At 70.5% G+C, this 18547-nt stretch carries 21 protein-coding genes; 3 read left to right on the top strand and 18 right to left on the bottom strand.

Annotated features, from left to right (window positions below):
• Positions 1–6: 6 nt before the first annotated feature.
• The 3 genes from alr to ACIG3E_RS02375 all read right to left on the bottom strand — a co-directional run bounded on the left by alr (position 7) and on the right by ACIG3E_RS02375 (position 3515).
• Positions 7–1164, bottom strand: coding sequence for an alanine racemase (alr, locus tag ACIG3E_RS02365; protein ID WP_399610204.1), 1158 nt, complete (start codon positions 1162–1164; stop codon positions 7–9).
• A gap of 449 nt (positions 1165–1613) precedes the next feature.
• Positions 1614–3083, bottom strand: coding sequence for an NAD(P)H-hydrate dehydratase (locus ACIG3E_RS02370; protein WP_399610207.1), 1470 nt, complete (start codon positions 3081–3083; stop codon positions 1614–1616).
• A gap of 63 nt (positions 3084–3146) precedes the next feature.
• Positions 3147–3515, bottom strand: a complete 369-nt coding sequence (locus ACIG3E_RS02375; protein WP_399610210.1) for a holo-ACP synthase — start codon at positions 3513–3515, stop codon at positions 3147–3149.
• Between the two features lie 103 nt (positions 3516–3618).
• Here ACIG3E_RS02375 and coaA point away from each other — a divergent pair, with 103 nt between their 5' ends.
• Both coaA and ACIG3E_RS02385 read left to right on the top strand, forming a co-directional pair.
• Positions 3619–4617, top strand: coding sequence for a type I pantothenate kinase (gene coaA, locus ACIG3E_RS02380; protein WP_399610214.1), 999 nt, complete (start codon positions 3619–3621; stop codon positions 4615–4617).
• A 54-nt stretch (positions 4618–4671) separates the two neighbouring features.
• Positions 4672–5622: a DUF389 domain-containing protein gene (locus ACIG3E_RS02385; protein ID WP_399610217.1), complete on the top strand. Its 951-nt coding sequence runs from the start codon at positions 4672–4674 to the stop codon at positions 5620–5622.
• Here ACIG3E_RS02385 and glmM read toward each other — a convergent pair.
• The 4 genes from glmM to ACIG3E_RS02405 form a co-directional block, all read right to left on the bottom strand.
• Positions 5619–6977, bottom strand: coding sequence for a phosphoglucosamine mutase (gene glmM / locus ACIG3E_RS02390; protein ID WP_399610220.1), 1359 nt, complete (start codon positions 6975–6977; stop codon positions 5619–5621). The genes ACIG3E_RS02385 and glmM overlap by 4 nt on opposite strands.
• 124 nt (positions 6978–7101) lie before the next feature.
• A complete protein-coding gene (rpsI, locus tag ACIG3E_RS02395; RefSeq protein ID WP_399610223.1) occupies positions 7102–7617 on the bottom strand; it encodes a 30S ribosomal protein S9 in 516 nt (171 codons plus the stop codon).
• A 42-nt stretch (positions 7618–7659) separates the two neighbouring features.
• Positions 7660–8103, bottom strand: coding sequence for a 50S ribosomal protein L13 (rplM, locus tag ACIG3E_RS02400; protein ID WP_399610226.1), 444 nt, complete (start codon positions 8101–8103; stop codon positions 7660–7662).
• 209 nt (positions 8104–8312) lie between these two features.
• Positions 8313–9539: a glycosyltransferase 87 family protein gene (locus ACIG3E_RS02405; protein ID WP_399610229.1), complete on the bottom strand. Its 1227-nt coding sequence runs from the start codon at positions 9537–9539 to the stop codon at positions 8313–8315.
• Positions 9540–9613: 74 nt separating this feature from the next.
• Here ACIG3E_RS02405 and ACIG3E_RS02410 point away from each other — a divergent pair, with 74 nt between their 5' ends.
• On the top strand, positions 9614–10462 hold the full coding sequence (locus ACIG3E_RS02410) for a hypothetical protein (protein ID WP_399610232.1): 849 nt from the start codon (positions 9614–9616) through the stop codon (positions 10460–10462).
• Positions 10463–10483: 21 nt separating this feature from the next.
• Here ACIG3E_RS02410 and truA read toward each other — a convergent pair whose 3' ends face one another.
• The 11 genes from truA to rplO form a co-directional block, all read right to left on the bottom strand.
• Positions 10484–11338, bottom strand: a complete 855-nt coding sequence (gene truA / locus ACIG3E_RS02415) for a tRNA pseudouridine(38-40) synthase TruA (protein WP_399610235.1) — start codon at positions 11336–11338, stop codon at positions 10484–10486.
• A 123-nt stretch (positions 11339–11461) separates the two neighbouring features.
• Positions 11462–11953, bottom strand: coding sequence for a 50S ribosomal protein L17 (gene rplQ, locus ACIG3E_RS02420; protein ID WP_384799803.1), 492 nt, complete (start codon positions 11951–11953; stop codon positions 11462–11464).
• Between the two features lie 135 nt (positions 11954–12088).
• Positions 12089–13111: a DNA-directed RNA polymerase subunit alpha gene (locus ACIG3E_RS02425; protein ID WP_016645160.1), complete on the bottom strand. Its 1023-nt coding sequence runs from the start codon at positions 13109–13111 to the stop codon at positions 12089–12091.
• Between the two features lie 117 nt (positions 13112–13228).
• Positions 13229–13633 (bottom strand): 30S ribosomal protein S11, encoded by a 405-nt coding sequence (gene rpsK / locus ACIG3E_RS02430; protein ID WP_003948617.1) that lies wholly within the window; start codon positions 13631–13633, stop codon positions 13229–13231.
• A 65-nt stretch (positions 13634–13698) separates the two neighbouring features.
• The gene (gene rpsM / locus ACIG3E_RS02435; RefSeq protein WP_242721177.1) at positions 13699–14079 is read right to left on the bottom strand and encodes a 30S ribosomal protein S13; all 381 of its coding nucleotides are present in this window, start codon (positions 14077–14079) and stop codon (positions 13699–13701) included.
• Between the two features lie 190 nt (positions 14080–14269).
• Positions 14270–14383 (bottom strand): 50S ribosomal protein L36, encoded by a 114-nt coding sequence (gene rpmJ, locus ACIG3E_RS02440; protein WP_003948619.1) that lies wholly within the window; start codon positions 14381–14383, stop codon positions 14270–14272.
• Between the two features lie 59 nt (positions 14384–14442).
• The gene (gene infA, locus ACIG3E_RS02445; protein ID WP_003948620.1) at positions 14443–14664 is read right to left on the bottom strand and encodes a translation initiation factor IF-1; all 222 of its coding nucleotides are present in this window, start codon (positions 14662–14664) and stop codon (positions 14443–14445) included.
• 221 nt (positions 14665–14885) lie between these two features.
• Complete coding sequence (gene map / locus ACIG3E_RS02450; protein ID WP_399610242.1) at positions 14886–15722, bottom strand: type I methionyl aminopeptidase; 837 nt, start codon at positions 15720–15722, stop codon at positions 14886–14888.
• Positions 15723–15873: 151 nt separating this feature from the next.
• A complete protein-coding gene (locus tag ACIG3E_RS02455) occupies positions 15874–16530 on the bottom strand; it encodes an adenylate kinase (protein ID WP_150512584.1) in 657 nt (218 codons plus the stop codon).
• Positions 16530–17843, bottom strand: a complete 1314-nt coding sequence (gene secY, locus ACIG3E_RS02460; protein WP_399610245.1) for a preprotein translocase subunit SecY — start codon at positions 17841–17843, stop codon at positions 16530–16532. The genes ACIG3E_RS02455 and secY overlap by 1 nt, the downstream gene beginning before the upstream one ends.
• Before the next feature lie 248 nt (positions 17844–18091).
• Positions 18092–18547, bottom strand: coding sequence for a 50S ribosomal protein L15 (gene rplO / locus ACIG3E_RS02465; protein WP_138961319.1), 456 nt, complete (start codon positions 18545–18547; stop codon positions 18092–18094).

The following is an 18547-nucleotide window of genomic DNA, read 5'->3' on the forward strand; positions in this document are numbered from 1 at the left end:
TCCTCTTCAGTCGCCGGTGCCCGGCCGCTCGTTCACATAGACGCGCGGGACGCGCGCCCCGATGCGCGTCACGATCTCGTACGCGATGGTGCCCGCGGCCCGCGCCCAGTCCTCGGCGGTGGGCTCCCCGCGGTCGCCGGGCCCGAAGAGCACCGCCTCCGCGCCGACCTCGGGCTCGTCACCGCCGAGGTCCACCACGAACTGGTCCATGGCGATCCGCCCGGCGACCGTGCGCCACTTGCCGCCGACGAGCACCGGACCCGCGCCGGAGGCGTGCCGCGGGATGCCGTCCCCGTAGCCCGCGGGCACGAGGCCGAGGGTCGTCTCGCCCGCCGTGGTGTAGAGGTGGCCGTAGCTCACCCCATGCCCGGCCGGGGCGCGCTTCACGTGTGCCAGGGCCGCGGCGACCGTCATCACCGGGCGCAGGCCGAAGTCCTCGGGCGTCCCGATCTCGGGGCTGGGCGAGACCCCGTACATCGCGATGCCCGGCCGCACCAGGTCGAAGTGCGTCTCGGGCAGGGTGAGCGTGGCCGGGGAGTTGGCTATGTGCCGCACCTCGGGGTCAAGACCCGCCCCCTCGGCGTGCCCGACCATCTCCCGGAACGTCCGCAGCTGCCCGGCGACCGAGGGGTGCCCCGGCTCGTCGGCGCAGGCGAAGTGCGACCACAGGCCCGTGACCTTCACCAGGCCGTCGGCCTCCGCGCGCAGGGACTCGCCCACGAGCTCCGGCCAGTCCTCGGGCATGCACCCGTTGCGCCCGAGACCGGTGTCGGCCTTGAGCTGCACCCGGGCCGTGCGTCCGACGGCCCGCGCGGCGGCGACGACCTCGGCCAGGGCCTCCACCCGGCTCACCGACACGTCGATGTCCGCCTCGACGGCCTCCCGCCAGGGCGACCCCGGCGTCCACAGCCAGCACATCAAGCGCCCACCGACACCCGCGGCCCGCAGCGCGAGCGCCTCCTCCGGCGTGGCGGTCCCGACCCAGTCGGCCCCCGCGTCCAACGCGGCCCTGGCACACGGCACCATTCCGTGCCCGTACCCGTCCGCCTTCACGACGGCCATGAACGCGGCACCGGGCGCGTGCGCACGCAACGTCCGCACGTTGGCCCGAAGGGCAGCGAGGTCGATCTCAGCGCGCACACGCGGCAGTGCAGTCTCAGTCATCGTCGAACAGTCTCTCAGAGCGGAAGAGAACACCATCGGAGAGCCACCCCACACGGGACGTACAGGACAAATCACCACCACCGAGGGAACGCCGAACGGGCTGTTTCGGCGCCCGCACGCATGCGGGAAGCGCCCGATCCGCCCCACCGGCGGAAAGCCGCCGACGAAACGCGAGGGGACGCACCGGTATGTCCGCCCGGAGCACCCCGAGTACACCGCGTCGCGCGGGGAGGCCGACCCGCGCGCATGACGGCGAGGACGGACATACCGGGGCGGCCCCGCCCCACCACGGCCGGACGGCACACCACGACGCAGGCGCAGACGAACAACGCACCCCAGGAGGCGTCACACCCCAGGGAAGGCGTCACACCCCAGGGAAGGCCTCACACCCCAGGGAAGGCCTCACACCCCAGGGAAGGCGACGCGCCCCAGAAGGGCAGCGCCCCGCGCTAGCCGCGCCGCACGTCCCGCCAGGCCGCCGGAATGGCCTCCGCCACGTCCTGCGCCCCCACCGGCGCCCCCTCCGCCGCGAGCCGCCCCGCGAGCCCGTGCAGAAAGGCCCCCACCGCCCCCGCCTCCCGAGCCCCGAGCCCCGCCGCGAGCAGCGCCCCGGCAAGCCCCGACAGCACGTCCCCGCTCCCCGCGGTGGCCAGCCACCCGGTCCCTGTCGGATTGACCCGTACGACACCCCCACCGGCCCCGGCGACCAGCGTCGTGGACCCCTTGAGCAGCACCGTGGCCCCGTACCGCCCGGCCAGCTCCCGCACCGCGTCGAGCCGGGCCGCCTCGACCTCCGCCCGCTCCACCCCGAGCAGCGCGGCCGCCTCCCCCGCGTGCGGGGTGAGCAGCGTCGGCGCGCCCCGCTGCCGCACGGCCGAGGCGTCCACGAGCCGCAGCCCGTCCGCGTCGACGAGGACGGGCACCTCCGAGGCGACCACGTCCCGCAGCCGCTCCCCCGCGTCCCCGTGCCCGTCCCCGAGCCCCGGCCCCACCACCCAGGCCTGCACGCGCCCGGCCCGGTGCACCGGCCCGGCCGACACCAGCGCCTCGGGGAAGCGGGCGATGACGGCGTCCGCGGCGGGCCCCACGTACCGCACGGCCCCGGCGCCCCCGCGCAGCGCGCCGGCGACGGTGAGGACGGCCGCGCCGGGGTAGCGGGCGGACCCGGCGACGACCCCGAGGACCCCGCGCCGGTACTTGTCGCTCTCGGCCCCCGGAACCGGAAGAAGCCGCTCGACATCGGCGTACTGCAGGGCCTCCACCGCGGGCGCGTACGCGGAGAGTTCACCACCGAGCCCGATGTCCACGAGCCGCAGGGCCCCGGCGTACTCCCGGGCGGGATCGACGAGGAGCCCGGGCTTGTACGCGCCGAACGTCACGGTCGCGTCCGCGCGCACGGCCGCGCCGCGCACTTCGCCGGTGTCGGCGTCGACCCCGCTCGGCAGGTCGACGGCCACGACCAGGGCCCCGGACTCCTCGGCGGCACGGGCGAGTTCGGCGGCGCCGGGCCGCAGGCCGCCCTTGCCGCCGATGCCCACGATCCCGTCGACCACGAGATCGGCGCCCGAAAGGGCGGCGAAGGCAGTGCCGGAACCACTCCCCGAGCCGTCGACCACCCGCCCCCCGGCCCCCCGCAACGCCGCGAGCCCGCCCGCGTGAGCCCGCTCCGGCGCGAGCAGCACGGCCGTCACCCCGGCCCCGCGCCGGGCGAGCCGCGCCCCGGCGTAGAGCGCGTCACCGCCGTTGGCCCCGCTGCCGACCAGGAGCACGACCCGCGCCCCGTACACCTTCCCGAGCAACTGCCCGCACGCCACGGCGAGCCCCGCCGCGGCCCGCTGCATCAGCGCCCCTTCGGGAACCCGCGCCATCAGCGCGCGCTCGGCCGCCCGTACGTCCTCCACGCGATACGCAGTACGCATCCACCAAGTCTCGCGCACACCGCGCGCCCCGGCAGCACCGCGGAACGGGCAACGGGGACCGGGCTACCCCTCGGCGATGACCACCGCGGAGGCCACCCCCGCGTCATGGCTCAGGGACACGTGCCACCCGCGCACCCCCAGGGCCTCGGCCCGCGCGGCCACGGTCCCGGAGACCCGCAGGCGGGGCTGCCCGGTCTCCTCCACGTACACCTCGGCGTCGGTCCACCGCAGCCCGGGCGGCGCGCCCAGGGCCTTGGCCAGCGCCTCCTTGGCGGCGAACCGGGCGGCGAGCGAGGCGACCCCGCGCCGGTCCCCGCCGGGCAGGTACAACTCCTGCTCCACGAAGAGCCGTTCCCGCATCCCCGGCGTCCGCTCAAGGGAGGCGGCGAACCGGTCGATCTCGGCCACATCGATACCCACGCCAACAATCACGCCGGAAGGGTACGGCACCCTCGCGCCCCGCCCCCCGGGACCCTGTGGCGGAGCGTGACACACCCCACCCGCACGGACGTTCAAACTGCCGTAACAATGGACTGTGATCTCTTTGGTCTCCTCGCCGCCACGGGGCGCCAACCGGCACAAGCCGGAGGCGACCCCTTACGTCGACCTCACCCGTTCCGAGTGGAGCGCGCTGCGCGACAAGACGCCGCTGCCCCTGACCGCCGCCGAGCTGGAGAAGCTGCGCGGCCTCGGCGACGTCATCGACCTCGATGAGGTGCGGGACATCTACCTCCCGCTCTCCCGCCTCCTCAACCTCTACGTGGGCGCCACCGACGGCCTGCGCGGAGCGCTCAACACCTTCCTGGGCGACACCGGCGAGAAGGGCTCCCAGTCGGGCACGCCCTTCGTCATAGGGGTCGCGGGCTCCGTCGCCGTGGGCAAGTCGACGGTGGCGCGGCTGCTCCAGGCCCTGCTCTCGCGCTGGCCCGAGCACCCGCGCGTGGAGCTGGTGACCACCGACGGCTTCCTGCTGCCCACCAAGGAGCTCCAGGCGCGCGGCCTGATGTCGCGCAAGGGCTTCCCCGAGTCGTACGACCGCAGGGCGCTCACCCGCTTCGTCGCCGACATCAAGGCGGGCAAGGACGAGGTGACGGCGCCGGTCTACTCCCACCTGATCTACGACATCGTGCCCGGCCAGCGCCTGACGGTCCGCCGCCCCGACATCCTCATCGTCGAGGGCCTGAACGTGCTGCAGCCCGCCCTGCCCGGCAAGGACGGCCGCACCCGCGTGGGCCTGGCCGACTACTTCGACTTCAGCGTGTACGTCGACGCCCGCACCGAGGACATCGAGCGCTGGTACCTGAACCGGTTCCGCAAGCTGCGCGAGACCGCCTTCCAGAACCCGTCCTCGTACTTCCGGAAGTACACGCAGGTCTCCGAAGAGGAGGCGCTCGACTACGCCCGCACCACCTGGCGGACCATCAACAAGCCCAACCTGGTGGAGAACGTGGCGCCCACGCGCGGCCGCGCCACCCTCATCATCCGCAAGGGCCCCGACCACAAGGTGCGCCGCCTCAGCCTGCGCAAGCTCTGAACCGGCCCGCGCGACTCTGAAGGGGACGCGTCAGCGGGGCGTTAGGGTGCGGGCATGCTCCATCTGCGGCTGATCACCCCGGCGGACCGGACGGACGCCGTGGTGCGTCTGATCGAGAAGACGCCCGGTACGACCCACCTCGCCGTCGTGCCGGGCGCGGCCCGCAACCCGTCGGGCGACATCGTGATGTGCGACGTGGCCCGGGAGGCGGGCGACGAGCTGCTCGGCGGCCTGCGCGCCCTGGAGATCGACAAGCACGGCTCGATCGCCCTGGAGAACATCGACCTGTCGCTGTCCCTGCGCGCCGACAAGGCGGAGGACGAGGCGCCGGGCGAGGGCGCGGACGCGGTCCTGTGGGAGCACCTGGCGGACGCCACGCACGAGGAGTCCACGCTCTCCATCACGTACGTCGCCTTCATCACGCTCGCCACGATGATCGCCGCCTGCGGCGTCGTCCTCGACAACGCGATCCTCATCGTGGGCGCGATGGCGGTGGGCCCGGAGTTCGGCCCGCTCGCGGGCTTCTGCACGGCGCTCGTGCAGCGCGCCCCGCGCCTGGCGCTGCGCTCCCTGATCGCGCTGATCGCGGGCTTCGCGATCGCCATGGCGGCCACGGTGGCGTTCAGCTTCTTCATGGACGCGGTCGATCTCTTCGACCAGGCGGCGCTGGAGGCCAAGCGGCCCAACACCAACTTCATCTACCGGCCCGACTGGTTCTCCTTCGTCGTGGCCGTCCTCGCGGGCGCGGCGGGCACCCTGTCCCTGACCTCGGCGAAGTCGGGCGCGCTCGTCGGCGTCGCCATCTCGGTGACGACGGTCCCGGCGGCGGCGAACGCCGCGGTGGCCTTCAGCTACGACGAGTACCGCCAGGCCTGGGGCTCCACCGAGCAGCTCCTGCTCAACCTGCTCGGCATCGTCCTCGCCGGTACGTTCACGCTGCTCGCCCAGAAGCTGCTCTGGGCCCGGCAGCGCGAACGCACCGCGAAGAAGTTCGGCCTGCCCTAGCCGAGCGCGGACTTCACCACGTCCGCGAGGCGCCCGGCCACCGAGCGGGCCTGCTCGATGTCGGCGGCCTCCACCATCACCCGCACCAGCGGCTCGGTGCCGGAGGGGCGCAGCAGCACCCGGCCGGTCTCGCCCAACTCGCGCTCGGCGTCGGCGACCGCGGTGGCCAGCTCCGTCGAGGTCCCCACCCGGGTCCGGTCCACGTCCGGCACGTTGATGAGGACCTGCGGCAGACGCTCCATGACGGCGGCCAGGTCCTTGAGGCTGCGGCCGGTCTCGGCGACACGGGCCGCGAGCAGCAGGCCGGTGAGGGTGCCGTCGCCGGTGGTGGCGTGGTCCAGGGCGATGACGTGCCCGGACTGCTCACCGCCGAGCGCGTAGCCGCTGGCCTTCATCTCCTCCAGGACGTACCGGTCGCCCACGGCGGTCTGGACGAACTGCAGGCCCTCGCGCTCCATGGCCAGCTTGAAGCCCAGGTTCGACATGACCGTGGCGACAACGGTGTCGCGGCGCAGCACCCCGCGCTCCCGCATGCCGAGCGCCAGCACGGCGAGGATCTGGTCGCCGTCGACCTCGGCGCCCGTGTGGTCCACGGCGAGGCAGCGATCGGCGTCGCCGTCGTGCGCGATGCCGAGGTCGGCGCCGTGCTCGACGACGGCGGCCTGGAGCTGCTCCAGGTGGGTCGAGCCGCAGCCCTCGTTGATGTTCAGGCCGTCGGGGGACGCGCCGATGGTGACGATCTCGGCGCCCGCGCGCGCGAAGGCCTCCGGGGAGACCCGGGCGGCGGCGCCGTGCGCCTCGTCCAGGACGATCCTCAGCCCGTCGAGGCGGTTCGGCAGCACGCCGATCAGATGCGCCACGTACTGGTCGAGCCCCTGGTCGTACGAGGTGACACGGCCGACCCCGGCGCCGGTGGGCCGCTGCCAGGGAGCGCCGGTGCGGTGCTCCTCGTAGACGGACTCGATGCGGTCCTCCAGGTCGTCGGCCAGCTTGTGGCCGCCGCGCGCGAAGAACTTGATGCCGTTGTCGGGCATGGCGTTGTGGCTGGCGGACAGCATCACGCCGAGGTCGGCGCCGAGCGCGCCGGTGAGATGGGCCACCGCCGGAGTGGGCAGCACGCCCACGCGCAGGACGTCCACGCCCGCGCTCGCCAGGCCCGCGACCACCGCGGCCTCCAGGAACTCCCCGGACGCGCGCGGGTCACGCCCCACCACCGCTGTCGGGCGATGGCCCTCGAAGGTGCCCGCTTCGGCGAGCACGTGCGCCGCGGCGACCGAGAGACCGAGCGCGAGCTCCGCCGTCAGATCGGCGTTGGCGACACCGCGCACGCCGTCCGTGCCGAAGAGTCGTCCCACTGCTGTCCTCCATTGCGATCCACCAGGCGCCGCCCCGGGCGCCCGCCACTGGGTGCCTAACAAAGAACGCCCCGGCGGCACACAGGTGCCGCCGGGGCGAACAAGAAGTACAAACAGGCAGCGATTAGCGCTTGCTGTACTGCGGGGCCTTGCGGGCCTTCTTGAGACCGGCCTTCTTGCGCTCGACCGCACGGTCGTCGCGCTTGAGGAAGCCGGCCTTCTTGAGGGCGCCGCGGTTGTTGTCCACGTCGGCCTCGTTCAGGGCGCGGGCCACGCCGAGGCGCAGGGCGCCGGCCTGACCGGAGACACCGCCACCCGAGATGCGGGCGACGACGTCGTAGCGGCCCTCAAGCTCGAGGACCTTGAACGGCTCGTTGACTTCCTGCTGGTGCACCTTGTTGGGGAAGTAGTCCTCAAGGGTGCGACCGTTGATCTTCCACTTGCCGGTGCCCGGAACGATCCGGACGCGGGCGATGGCGTTCTTGCGACGGCCCAGGCCGGCGGCCGGCTGCGGGTCGCCGAAGCGCGCGGCGTTCGACTCCGAGGTGTACTCGCCCTCGACGGGCGCCTCGGACTCGGTGGTGTAGTGCTCGATGTCGACAGTCTCGTCGATCGGCTGCTCGGCGGTGGTCTCGGCCACGATGCTCCTCAGATTCTCTTCAGGCTTAGGGGGTGGCCGGACTTACTGCGCGACCTGGGTGATCTCGAACGGCTGCGGCTGCTGCGCGCCGTGCGGGTGCTGGTCACCCTTGTAGACCTTCAGCTTCGAGAGCATCTGACGGCCCAGCGAGTTCTTCGGGAGCATGCCCTTGACGGCCTTCTCGATGGCCTTCTCGGGGTTCTTCTCGAGGAGCTCGTCGTAGCGGACGGAGCGGAGACCACCCGGGTAGCCGGAGTGGCGGTACGCCATCTTCTGGGTCCGCTTGTTGCCGGACAGGTGCACCTTGTCGGCGTTGACGATGATGACGAAGTCACCGGTGTCAACGTGCGGCGCGTAGATCGGCTTGTGCTTGCCGCGCAGGAGAGAGGCGGCGGTGGTCGCCAGACGCCCCAGGACGATGTCCTGGGCGTCGATGACGTGCCACTGACGGGTCACGTCGCCGGGCTTGGGGCTGTACGTACGCACTTCGTAGCCTTCGCTTCTTCAGTGGATGGGGTCCAGACATACGGCACCCAGGAAGCGATCATGCAGCTGGGGCTCACAATGCCGGGGACGCTGCCCGTATGCGAGCCACTGGTAACTGCTCCAGGGAACCTACGTATGGCCCTTTCGCGTGAGAACGAGGAAGCCAATACGTATCAGTCCACGAGACTACCCGCGCCGCCCCGTATGGGTCAAAACGCGGCCCTGGAGACCGGCACCGCCGACCCCACCGCCTCGGGCGGTCCTGCCGGTCCTGCGCCATCCACAGTAACCGCCCTCGGCCGCAGACAGCACCGTGCGACCGCGAAGGCCAGCACACAGAGCGTGACGCAGTCCTTGAAGGCCCGCCGCACCCCCGGCTCAAGACCCACCCACGCGAACCCCGGCACCTGCGGCACGAGGGCCACCCAGAACCCGGCCCCCCGCACCACGGCCCCCGCCTCCCCCGCCCCCGCGAGCAGCAGCGGCACCACGACCAGCAGATAGTGGTCGTACGAGGGCCGGGACACCAGGAAGGCCGCCAGCATCAGGGCCACGGCCGTCTCCACGACCCGCGCGGCCCCCGCGTCCCCGCGCCCCCACCGCCGCCACGCGCACCCCACCCCCACCACGGCCCCCGCCCCCGCCACCAGCGAGGCCGCCGCGCCCGGCACCCCGAGGCGCGGCAGCACCGCCGCGGGCGAGGCCTCGTAGAGCCGTACGAAGCTGTCGCCGCCGCGCAGGAGGAAGGGGAGCGTACGGGTGAGGAAGCCCGCCGGGTCGGGCAGCAGGAGCGCCGCGGCGGCGGAGACCGCGACCGGCACCCCCACCGCGATCCCCAGCGCGCGCCACCGCCGCGCGAAGACGAAGAGGAGCAGCACCGGCACCAGGAGCGGCTTCACGGCCACCGCGACCCCGAGCACCGCCCCCGCCCGCCCCCACCGGCCCCGGCACACGCACAGCAGCGCCAGCGGCAGCGCGGCCGCCGACGCCACGGTCCAGTTCCCGAGCTCCACCAGGTGCCCGAAGGGCGCGAAGCCCAGGGCGAGCCCGAGCAGGCCAAGCACCGCGAAGCGGCTCCTGAACGGCACCCCGTACACCCGCAGCGCAGCCGCCCAGCCACCCGCGAGGGCCCCCACCACCCCGAGCGGCACCAGGACCCGCACCACCCCCTGCGGAAGGACGGCCTGCGGCACCGCCGCGAGCACGGCCCCCGGCAGGTACAGGAAGTGCCGGTCCGCGTACGGAGAGCGCCCCTCGAGCCAGGCCCCGGCCGCCCGCACCACGATCCCGTTGTCCATGCCGCCGTCCGGCACGCGGCAGGCGACGCGCAGCACGAGCGCGCCGAGGACCACCCCGAGCACCGCCCACGCCTGCCACGCGGCGGGCCGCAGCCACCATCCCGTACCACCGGAAACATCACATTTGCCCGCGTTCATGCGGCTCAGGCTAGGGCGAGAACCCGCCCCGGCCCCGGCTCAACATCCCCACCGCCCCGTCTAAGATGCCGCGCATGAGCTTTGGGCAAGGGGGACCCCAGTGGGGTCCGGGGGGCTCACCCACCCCGGACTGGGCGGCACTGGCCGAAGCCTCCGAGAAGCGCGCCCGCCGCCGCAAATGGCTCCTCCTCGGCGGCGGCGCCCTCGCCACCGTCGGTGTCGCCACGGCCGTGGCCGTCGCCGTCGTCTCCGCGAACGGCGACGACGCCGCCGCGTCCAACAAGCCCGCGAGCGAACTGCCCTCGTCCCCGGACATCCCCGGCGCCTCCTCGGCCCCGGAGCCGTCCTTCGAGGCGACCACTCCCCCGCCCCCGCCGGACCCGAAGGACTACATCTCCGACGCGGACAAGGACAAGGCACCCCTGAGCGCCGCGATCCTCTTCCCCGGCACGAAGCTGACCTCCGGCGACAAGGTCTACAAGAAGGGCGCCACCGCCGACACCAAGCGGTGCGCCTCGGTGACCCAGCCGGTCCTCGGCCGGATCCTCACCAAGAACAAGTGCACCAAGCTGATGCGCGTCACCTACGCCCGCCGCGGCGTCGCCGTCACCGTCGGCGTGGCCGTCTTCGACACCGAGGCCCAGGCCGCCAAGGTCAAGAAGCAGGCCGACAAGGGCCTGGTCACCTCGCTGCCCGGCAAGGGCGTCGCCACGTTCTGCCGCACGGCCGTCTGCCGCGGCACGTACAACGCGTACGGCCGCTACGCGTACTTCACGACGACCGGCTTCCTGAGCGGCAAGGACGTCACACAGAAGGACCGCAAGGCGTACGAGGTCGGCGACGACCTCGCCCGCTTCGCCTTCCACCAGATCAACCGCCGCGGCGAGGCACAAGCCTCCGCCGCCGCGAACAACCCCGAGTAGAACGAACGCTCTATCCAGAGCTCAGCAACAACCCGCCGACGGCAGCGACCGCTTGTTCCGCGCCTCCGCGCTGCGCGCCGCGAGCAGCTCGTCCGCCGGATAGCCGACCTCTTCGAGCGTGAGCCCGTGCGGCCGCACCACGTGCACCGCCGAGTCCCGCACCCCCGCCGCGAGCACCTTGCCCGGCCAGTCCGGCGGCCGGTGCCCGTCCCCCACGAACAGCATGGCCCCCACCAGGGACCGCACCATGTTGTGGCAGAAGGCGTCCGCCCGCACCGTCGCTTCGAGGATCCCGTCGGGACGCCGCTCCCAGCGCAGCTCCTGGAGCGTGCGGATGGTCGTCGCACCCTCGCGCCGCTTGCAGTACGCGGCGAAGTCGTGCTCGCCGATGAGCGCCCGCGCGGCCTCGTTCATCGCGTCCAGGTCGAGCGTCCAGTCGTGCCACAGGACGTGACCGCGCAGGAGCGGATCGACGCCGCCGGGGTGGTCGGTCACGCGGTACGCGTACCGCCGCCAGATCGCCGAGAACCGCGCGTTGAACCCGGCCGGGGCCCCCTCCGCCCGCCAGATCCGCACGTCGTGCGGCAGCCGTCCGGCGAGCCGCCGCAGCAGCTTCTCGCGGTGCTCGGCCCACAGCCCCTCCGGCAGGTCGACGTGCGCGACCTGGCCGCGCGCGTGCACCCCGCTGTCGGTCCGCCCGGCCACGGTCAGCTCGTACGTCTCGCTGGACCGCGTGACCGTGCGCAGCGCGTCCTCGATCTCGCCCTGGACGGTCCGCTGGCCTTCACGCTGCTTCGCCCACCCGGAAAAGTCCCGGCCGTCGTACGACAGATCAAGACGCACCCGAACGAACCCGGGCTTCACTTCCTCACTCACACACAGATCCTCTCAGCAACGCGAAAGCGGGCCCGCCCCAAGGGGCGGACCCGCTCAGCACCCGCTCACAGAAAGGCAGAGCCTCACGCGTCCGGGTCACCTCCGCTGACGCGGAGAAACGCCTCAGGCGTCCTTGGACTCCTCGGCGGCCTCAACCGGCTTCGCGTCCTCGACGGGCGCGTCCTTCTTGAGGGCGTCTTCCTTGACGGCACGCTTGGTCGCCGCCTCGGCCTCACCGGTGGCCTGCTGGGCCACGGTCAGGGCCTCCACCAGCTCGATGACGGCCATGGGCGCGTTGTCGCCACGGCGGTTACCGATCTTGGTGATACGGGTGTAGCCACCCGGGCGGTTCTCGTAGCGCGGGCCGATCTCGGCGAAGAGCGTGTGGACGACGCTCTTGTCCGTGATGACCTGGAGCACCTGACGGCGGTTGTGAAGGTCGCCCTTCTTCGCCTTGGTGACCAGACGCTCCGCGAACGGGCGCAGGCGGCGGGCCTTCGCCTCGGTCGTGGTGATGCGGCCGTGCTCGAAGAGATCCTTGGCGAGGTTCGCCAGCATCAGCTTCTCGTGCGCGGCGCTGCCGCCCAGACGGGCACCCTTGGTGGGCTTCGGCATGGTGTTTCTCCTAGTGATCTGCCCCGGCCGTATCAGGTACCGGGGTCAGCGGACCGCGCCCCGTAAGGGGCGCGGGGAACTGCGCGAGCAACCACAACGCACGCGCAGCCAAATTCAGACCGTCGGGCCCGAGCTCTAGTACTGCTCGGTCTCGACGAACCCGGCGTCCGCGTCGTCATCCGCGCCAAAGGCGTCAGCCGCAGCGGTCGGGTCGAAGCCGGGAGGCGAGTCCTTCAGCGCGAGGCCCATCCCGTTGAGCTTCATCTTGACCTCGTCGATGGACTTCGCACCGAAGTTGCGGATGTCCAGGAGGTCGGCCTCGGAGCGGGCGACGAGCTCACCCACGGAGTGGATGCCCTCACGCTTGAGGCAGTTGTAGGAGCGGACCGTGAGCTCCAGCTCCTCGATCGGCAGCGCCAGGTCGGCGGCGAGCGCGGCGTCCGTCGGGGACGGACCCATGTCGATGCCCTCGGCGTCGATGTTGAGCTCGCGGGCCAGACCGAACAGCTCGACCAGGGTCTTACCGGCGGACGCCATGGCGTCGCGCGGGCGCATGGCCTGCTTGGTCTCGACGTCGACGATCAGCTTGTCGAAGTCGGTGCGCTGCTCGACTCGGGTGGCCTCGACCTTGTAGGTCACCTTGAGGACCGGCGAGTAGATGGAGTCGACCGGGATGCGGCCGATCTCCTGGCCGACCTGCTTGTTCTGCACGGCGGAGACGTAGCCGCGACCGCGCTCGACGGTCAGCTCCATCTCCAGCTTGCCCTTGCCGTTGAGCGTGGCGAGGACGAGGTCGGGGTTGTGCACCTCGACACCGGCCGGCGGCGCGATGTCAGCGGCGGTGACCAGGCCCGGGCCCTGCTTGCGCAGGTACATCACGACCGGCTCGTCGTGCTCCGAGGAGACGACCAGCTGCTTGATGTTGAGGATGAGGTCGGTGACGTCCTCCTTGACGCCCGGCACGGTGGTGAACTCGTGCAGGACACCGTCGATGCGGATGGACGTGACCGCCGCACCCGGGATCGAGGAGAGGAGCGTACGACGCAGGGAGTTGCCGAGGGTGTAGCCGAAGCCCGGCTCCAGCGGCTCGATGACGAACCGGGAGCGGAACTCGTCGACGACCTCTTCGGTCAACGAGGGACGCTGAGCGATCAGCATGTAGCGATTCCTTCAGTCAGGGGCACCCACTATTTGATGCCCTGAGTAGTACAAGGGTACGGGCGATACGGCCCGAAAGAGCCGTACCGCCCGAATCCTCAAGTCAAGCGACGTGCGTCAGACGCGGCGACGCTTCGGCGGACGGCAGCCGTTGTGCGGGGTCGGCGTGACGTCCTGGATCGAACCGACCTCGAGGCCCGTGGCCTGGAGGGAGCGGATCGCGGTCTCGCGGCCGGAGCCCGGACCCTTCACGAAGACGTCGACCTTGCGCATGCCGTGCTCCTGCGCGCGACGCGCGGCCGACTCGGCGGCCATCTGCGCGGCGAACGGGGTGGACTTGCGCGAGCCCTTGAAGCCGACGTGGCCGGCGGAGGCCCAGGAGATCACGTTGCCGGTCGGGTCCGTGATGGACACGATCGTGTTGTTGAACGTGCTCTTGATGTGCGCGTGGCCGTGAGCGACGTTCTTCTTTTCCTTGCGGCGCACCTTCTTGGCAGCGCCCTGACGACCCTTGGGGGGCATCTCTAACTCCTACGGGAGGTGGTCGGTCCTGCAGCGTCAGCTGTCGATAGACCGCTGAGCGAGGACTACTTCTTGCCCGGCTTCTTCTTACCGGCGATGGCGCGACGCGGGCCCTTGCGGGTGCGAGCGTTGGTGCTGGTGCGCTGGCCGCGGACGGGCAGGCCACGGCGGTGGCGCAGACCCTGGTAGCAGCCGATCTCGACCTTGCGGCGGATGTCGGCCTGGATCTCGCGACGGAGGTCACCCTCGGTCTTGACGTTCTGGTCCACGTACTCGCGGATCTTGACGAGGTCGTCCTCGGTCAGGTCGCGAACACGGGTGTTGCGGTCGACACCAGTGGCGTCCAGCGTCTGCTGGGACAGCGTCCGGCCGATGCCGAACACGTAGGTGAGGGCGACCTCGATGCGCTTGTCGCGCGGGAGGTCAACACCTTCAACGCGTGCCATTCATGGCTCCTGTGAATCTACGGAGGTCTTCAGCAGAACCGCTCCCAGCCGCCGTATGAGGTACGAACTGGGTCCCCGGCCTCCGACCGGGGGTGTCGCCCTCCATTACCTGATGGACCTAGAGAGGGACGGGTCCTGCATATGTGCTGTTACGTGCGTCGCGCGAAAATCTGCGAGTGCAGTACGTGCGTCAGCCCTGGCGCTGCTTGTGGCGCGGGTTGTCGCAAATGATCATGACCCGACCGTGACGGCGGATCACCCTGCACTTGTCGCAGATCTTCTTGACGCTCGGCTTGACCTTCATGGGTGTGAGGTTCTCCGGGTCAGTGCCACCACCCCGCCGGAGCGGGATACAGGCAAGATCTACTTGTACCGGTAGACGATCCGGCCACGCGTCAGGTCGTACGGAGACAGCTCCACCACGACCCGGTCGTCAGGGAGGATGCGGATGTAGTGCATGCGCATCTTGCCGCTGATGTGTGCCAGGACCTGGTGGCCGTTCTGGAGCTCGACCTTGAACATAGCGTTCGGAAGAGACTCGACGACAGTGCCCTCGATCTCGATGGCACCTTGCTTCTTGGCCACGCTTCGCCCTTCGAATCGACTACCTTGATCGACTCTCTGCGGTGACGCAGACATGCGGGTGCACGAGAGCCGACGCGTCAGTCTACGTCAGTGCACCCGGAAAGACGAATCGAGAAAGAATGCCCGCCCGGGAAGATCCTTAAGCGGCACCGCGGCAGCCCTCACCCACTGTGCCCAGACGCCGCACACACGTGGCCCCGGGGGCGCGGCCCGGCAGGGGCTCAGCCCAGCGGGTCGGGCGCGGCGGTGACGCCGTACTCGGCGAGCTTCGCCTTGCCCCCGTCGGGCGCGGTGAGCACCAGCGGCCCCTGCTCGGTCAGCGCGACCGAGTGCTCCCAGTGCGAGGACCACGTGCCGTCCGTGGTGATGACCGTCCAGTCGTCGGACAGGACCTCGGTCTTCGCGGTCCCGAGCGACACCATCGGCTCGATCGCGAGGCAGAACCCGGGCACCAGCTTGGGCCCGCGGCCGCGCCGCCGCTCCACGTAGTTCAGCACGTGCGGGTCCATGTGCATCTCGGTGCCGATGCCGTGGCCGCCGTAGTCCTCGATGATCCCGTACTTGCCGGACGCGGGCCGCGGCTGGCGGCGGATGTACGTCTCGATGGCGCGGGAGACGTCGACGAGCCGGTTGCCCAGCTTCATGGCCGCGATGCCCGCCCACATCGACTCCTCGGTCACCCGGGACAGCTCGACCAGCTCCGGAGCGTGACCGCCGCCCACGAACGCGGTGAACGCGGCGTCGCCGTGCCAGCCGTCCACGATCGCGCCCGCGTCGATGGAGATGATGTCGCCGTCCTCAAGGACGACGTCGTCGCTCGGGATGCCGTGCACGACGACCTCGTTCTTCGAGGTGCAGATGGTCGCGGGGAAGCCGCCGTACCCGAGGAAGTTCGACTTGGCGCCGTGCTCGGCGATCACCTTGCGCGCCACGTCGTCCAGGTCCTTGGTGGTGGCGCCCGGCACGGCCGCCGCCCGCGTGGCCTGGTGGATGGCGGCGACGACAAGTCCCGCCGCACGCATCTTGGCGATCTGCTCGGGAGTCTTGATCTGCACCATGTCCGGGCCTGAGCCTTTCTGAACCTACGAGTACGACGTACGGCATACGAGGAGCACTCACCACGATACGGCCGCGGCAGTGCCCCTCGCGCCCCGCCCACGGCTGGGCCGCGGCACCCGCCCGGGGTGCCGCGGCCCAGTCACATCCGTGTCAGGCGCTCTCGCCCTGGAGGGCGGACATCGCCCGCTGCGTGACCTCGTCCACCTTGCCGAGGGCCGAGATCGTCACGACCAGGCCCTGCGCCTTGTAGTGGTCGATGATCGGCTCGGTCTCGCGGTGGTAGACGTCGAGCCGCTTGCGCACGGTCTCTTCCTTGTCGTCGCCGCGCTGGTAGAGCTCGCCGCCGCAGACGTCGCAGACGTCCTGCTGCTTCGGCGGGCTGTACGTCACGTGGAAGACGTGGCTGGAGTCGTTGCGGCAGATGCGGCGGCCCGCGATGCGCTTGACCACCTCGTCCTCGGGGACCTCCAGGTCGAGGACCGCGTCCAGCTTCTGGCCGTCGGCCTTGAGGGCCTCGTCCAGGGCCTCGGCCTGCGACACGTTGCGCGGGAAGCCGTCCAGCAGGAAGCCGTTCTCCGCGTCGGCCTGCGCCATGCGGTCCTTGGCCATGCCGATGGTCACCTCGTCCGGGACGAGGTTCCCGGCGTCCATGTAGGACTTGGCCAGCTTGCCGAGCTCCGTCTGCTGGCTGATGTTGGCGCGGAAGAGGTCGCCCGTGGAGATGTGCGGGATCGACAGGTTCTTGGCAAGGAACGCGGCCTGCGTTCCCTTGCCGGCACCGGGCGGCCCGACGAGGACGATTCGCATCAGCGGAGGAACCCTTCGTAGTTGCGCTGCTGGAGCTGGCTCTCGATCTGCTTCACGGTCTCCAGGCCCACACCCACGATGATGAGGATGCTCGTTCCACCGAAGGGGAAGTTCTGGTTGGCCTGGAAGCCCACCAACGCCATCGTTGGCACGAGAGCGATCAGCCCCAGATACAGCGAGCCCGGCCAGGTGATCCGGTTGAGTACGTAGCTCAGATACTCAGCGGTCGGTCGGCCAGCCCGGATGCCCGGGATGAAGCCACCATACTTCTTCATGTTGTCGGCGACTTCCTCCGGGTTGAAGGAGATCGCGACGTAGAAGAAGGCGAAGAACACGATCAGGACGAAGTAGGTGACGATGTAAATCGGGTGGTCACCCTTGGTCAGGTTCTGCTCGATCCACGTCTTCCAACCGGACTGACCACCGGCGAACTGGGCGACGAGCGCCGGGATGTAGAGCAGCGACGAGGCGAAGATCACAGGGATGATGCCCGCCTGGTTGACCTTCAGCGGGATGTACGTCGACGTGCCGCCGTAGGACCTGCGGCCGATCATGCGCTTCGCGTACTGCACCGGGATGCGACGCTGCGCCTGCTCGACGAAGACCACCAGGCCGACCATGAACAGGCCGACGAGGATGACGGTGCCGAACTCGATCCAGCCGCCCGCCAGGTCGCCCGACTTCTTGATGCCCCACAGGGCGGCCGGGAAGGTCGCGGCGATCGAGATGAACATCAGGATCGACATGCCGTTGCCGATGCCGCGGTCGGTGATGAGCTCACCGAGCCACATGACGGTGGCCGTACCGGCGGTCATGGTGATGACCATCGTGATGGTGACGAAAATCGACTGGTCGGGGACGATCTCCGAGGCGACCGGGCAGCCCTGGAACAGGGTGCCGGTGCGGGCGGTGGCCACCAGGCCGGTGCCCTGCAGGATGGCCAGGGCGATGGTCAGGTAGCGCGTGTACTGCGTGATCTTGGCCGTGCCCGCCTGGCCCTCTTTCTTGAGGGCTTCCAGACGCGGGATCACCACGGTCAACAGCTGCAGGATGATGCTCGCCGTGATGTACGGCATGATGCCGAGCGCGAAGATCGTGATCTGCAGGAGCGCGCCGCCACTGAACATGTTGACCAGACCGAACAGGCCCTGGTTGGCATTGGCCGCGTCGATACAGGTCTGGACGTTCTTGTAGTCGATGCCCGGGATCGGGACGTGCGTCCCGAGCCGGTAGATCACGATGATGCCGAGCGTGAAGAGCAGCTTCTTGCGCAGGTCGGGCGTCTTGAACGCCCGGGCGAACGCGGTGAGCACGGTGCCTCCTGCGACCCCCGCGCTACTGCGTCAGAGGTGACGGTGGTGTGTCCGACGGATAAGTACGTGTGTGTCTAACTGAAAGCCAAGAACCGCCCGGCCGGTCGCGAGGACAGACCGCGCGGAAAGTAACAGTGCACGCCACCTTACCGGCGACCGTGCCCCCCTTGGAACGACCAACCGGGGATGCCCCTTTTGTGGGGCATCCCCGGTCGGGATCGCTCAAGTCATCGAGACGCCTGAGAAATTCAGACGAGCTCGGTGACGGTACCGCCAGCGGCGGTGATCTTCTCCTTGGCGGAGCCGGAGACGGCGTCAACCGTCACCTGCAGCGCCACGGTGACCTCGCCCTGGCCGAGGACCTTGACAAGGCTGTTCTTGCGAACGGCGCCCTTGGCGACCAGGTCGGCCACCGTGACCTCGCCACCCTCGGGGTAGAGGGCGGTGAGCTTGTCCAGGTTGACGACCTGGTACTCGGTCTTGAACGGGTTCTTGAAGCCCTTCAGCTTCGGGAGACGCATGTGGAGGGGCATCTGGCCACCCTCGAAGCGCTCCGGAACCTGGTAACGGGCCTTCGTGCCCTTGGTACCACGACCGGCCGTCTTACCCTTCGACGCCTCACCACGACCGACACGGGTCTTGGCGGTCTTGGCGCCGGGAGCCGGACGGAGGTTGTGGATCTTCAGCGGGTTGTTCTCCGCCAT

Origin of the sequence: Streptomyces sp. NPDC053474 (genome assembly GCF_044544845.1) — a bacterium.
Taxonomy (GTDB): Bacteria; Actinomycetota; Actinomycetes; order Streptomycetales; family Streptomycetaceae; genus Streptomyces.

Bases quoted from the DNA above. Each gene is read 5' to 3' on its own strand.
- rpmJ (WP_003948619.1), bottom strand. From the start codon at position 14,383: ATGAAGGTCAAGCCGAGCGTCAAGAAGATCTGCGACAAGTGCAGGGTG.
- rpsK (WP_003948617.1), bottom strand. From the start codon at position 13,633: ATGCCCCCCAAGGGTCGTCAGGGCGCTGCCAAGAAGGTGCGCCGCAAG.
- ACIG3E_RS02410 (WP_399610232.1), top strand. From the start codon at position 9,614: ATGAGCTTTGGGCAAGGGGGACCCCAGTGGGGTCCGGGGGGCTCACCC.
- rpsM (WP_242721177.1), bottom strand. From the start codon at position 14,079: ATGGCACGCGTTGAAGGTGTTGACCTCCCGCGCGACAAGCGCATCGAG.
- ACIG3E_RS02405 (WP_399610229.1), bottom strand. From the start codon at position 9,539: ATGAACGCGGGCAAATGTGATGTTTCCGGTGGTACGGGATGGTGGCTG.
- ACIG3E_RS02370 (WP_399610207.1), bottom strand. From the start codon at position 3,083: ATGCGTACTGCGTATCGCGTGGAGGACGTACGGGCGGCCGAGCGCGCG.
- ACIG3E_RS02455 (WP_150512584.1), bottom strand. From the start codon at position 16,530: ATGCGAATCGTCCTCGTCGGGCCGCCCGGTGCCGGCAAGGGAACGCAG.
- ACIG3E_RS02385 (WP_399610217.1), top strand. From the start codon at position 4,672: ATGCTCCATCTGCGGCTGATCACCCCGGCGGACCGGACGGACGCCGTG.
- rplQ (WP_384799803.1), bottom strand. From the start codon at position 11,953: ATGCCGAAGCCCACCAAGGGTGCCCGTCTGGGCGGCAGCGCCGCGCAC.
- rplO (WP_138961319.1), bottom strand. From the start codon at position 18,547: ATGGCGGAGAACAACCCGCTGAAGATCCACAACCTCCGTCCGGCTCCC.
- map (WP_399610242.1), bottom strand. From the start codon at position 15,722: ATGGTGCAGATCAAGACTCCCGAGCAGATCGCCAAGATGCGTGCGGCG.
- ACIG3E_RS02425 (WP_016645160.1), bottom strand. From the start codon at position 13,111: ATGCTGATCGCTCAGCGTCCCTCGTTGACCGAAGAGGTCGTCGACGAG.
- alr (WP_399610204.1), bottom strand. From the start codon at position 1,164: ATGACTGAGACTGCACTGCCGCGTGTGCGCGCTGAGATCGACCTCGCT.